This is a genomic window from Rhizobium sp. BR 317 (assembly GCF_047445835.1).
Lineage (GTDB): Bacteria > Pseudomonadota > Alphaproteobacteria > Rhizobiales > Rhizobiaceae > Rhizobium > Rhizobium paranaense.
Genome location: NZ_JARWLB010000105.1, coordinates 1 through 1694, shown reverse-complemented (window position 1 = coordinate 1694; position 1694 = coordinate 1). Strand labels below are relative to the sequence as shown.

At 64.6% G+C, this 1694-nt stretch carries 1 protein-coding gene and 1 pseudogene; one reads left to right on the top strand and one right to left on the bottom strand.

Features of this window, described 5'->3' with window-relative positions; genetic code table 11:
* A pseudogene (locus QD357_RS32055) lies at positions 1 to 639 on the bottom strand (integrase); the annotation flags it as partial.
* 200 nt (positions 640 to 839) lie between these two features.
* Between QD357_RS32055 and QD357_RS32050 the strand changes: the two are divergent.
* Positions 840 to 1694, top strand: an 855-nt coding sequence (locus tag QD357_RS32050; RefSeq protein WP_414126041.1) for an RHE_PE00001 family protein, incomplete at its 3' end; no start/stop codon positions are given.

Below are 1694 nucleotides of genomic sequence, written 5' to 3'. Positions count from 1 at the left end.
CATCAGGATGGCGCGATCGCGCAGATCGCGCAGGCTGTCGCCACCGCAAGTAGCCAGCAGCTTGGCCAGGATGTCGCCGGTGACCGCCTTGGCGCTCTTCCGGCGGCGCGTCCGGGGGACGGCGCGTACGGCGAAACGAATGGCGGATTTCAGGGCCGGGGAGGTGAAGGCGCCGTCGAGGCCGCGCCATTTGGTCAGCGTCGACCAATTGGCGAGCCGCCGGCGCACCGTGTCCGGCGCGTGCGGTCCCGACGTTCGCAGAAAACCGGTGTCCCTCAGGACCTGGCTGATCTCGGCGGGCATACCGTGCTCGGGATCGGTCTCGCGCCGGGCCGGATCCCAGAKATGATGCGYGACGAACTTTAAGAGCAGCGCCTCCGGCGCCGGCCAGGGCAGGGGATTGTCGGTCGCGGCCATCGCCCAGGCCTCGAGGTAGCCGAGATCGGAGGCGAGCGCCCGCAGCGTGTTGGCGCCCATGCCTTCGTTGACCAGATGTTTKAGTGTCTCGACGTCCTGATCGGTGAGGATCTCCGCCAGCTTGTCGCGCCGGTCGATCGGCAGCACTGCCGCAATCGTGTCGAGCGTTTCCGCCCGCCGGGCGATAGCGTCTGGCGATGTGTTCGGAGCGAGAATGTCCAAAGGTCCCTCCTGAAAAGGCAAGAATCCGGCTGCCGGAACGGCGCCGGCGATCGGTCTTTACCCGGTTTTCGCTGATTTGCGGGCTTCTGGCAATCACCTCCGATAAGCGATACTTATCGATKGTTATAACCTCGTCCGTCATTGATACCATGTGGCGAACTGCAATATMGATATAGAGTTCCTTTAAAAGATCGTTTACCATAATATCAATGGCTTACGATCTTTCGAAAATCAGCATGACAGCCCTGATGCGGCCGGCTTTCGACGCGGGCGCCGCGCTCACGCGTCTGGACGAACGTATCGCCCGCTCGCCGGTMGGCGCGGGGTGGATCGAACGCTCCCACTTTACCGATGCCTGCGCCTCGCTGTGGATCGACGGCGAACTCGTCCACCTGGAAGACCTCGTCCTCCATRACGCCACGAAGGATATTCGCACACCCACCCATGAGCTGACAATCGCCCGCGACGTGCTGCGCACTCGCCGGCGCATTGCCGGCCAACCACCTGACTGGGCGCTTTCCGCCGACGGCATTCGAACGCTGCGGCAGGCGGAGCCAGGGGCGTCGATCGGCGCCGACGAAGCAGAGGCGGGCGGCGCCACCAGGCGCGCCGTCGCGATCGATCTGGTAGGGGAGGGGGAAGACGCGGACGGTGGCKAAGATCTTCCCGGCGTCGACTATGCTGCCATCGATGTCGTGCTCGCTCGATCGGAGGCAGCGATCGCGAACGCAACACGGCCCGATCGCGGAAGCGGGGCCGAAAAAGATCCGATGATCTATGATATMGATTGGGACGAGGATGAGCGGCTGGAGGAGTGGCGTGGGGTGTTGCGGCAGGCCGAGCATCTGCCGGCGGGGCTGCAGGCGATCGTCGCCCTCGATGCCTGGAACGAGCTCTCCGTGCTGCAGCACGCACCCTGGCTCGGGCGGCTTCTTTGCGCCTCCATCCTGCGGGAAGCTGGCATCACCACCAGCGCGCATCTCACCGCGATCAATCTCGGCCTCAAGACCGTTCCGGTCGATCGGCGGCGGCATCGTGACAGGGAGACCCGGTTG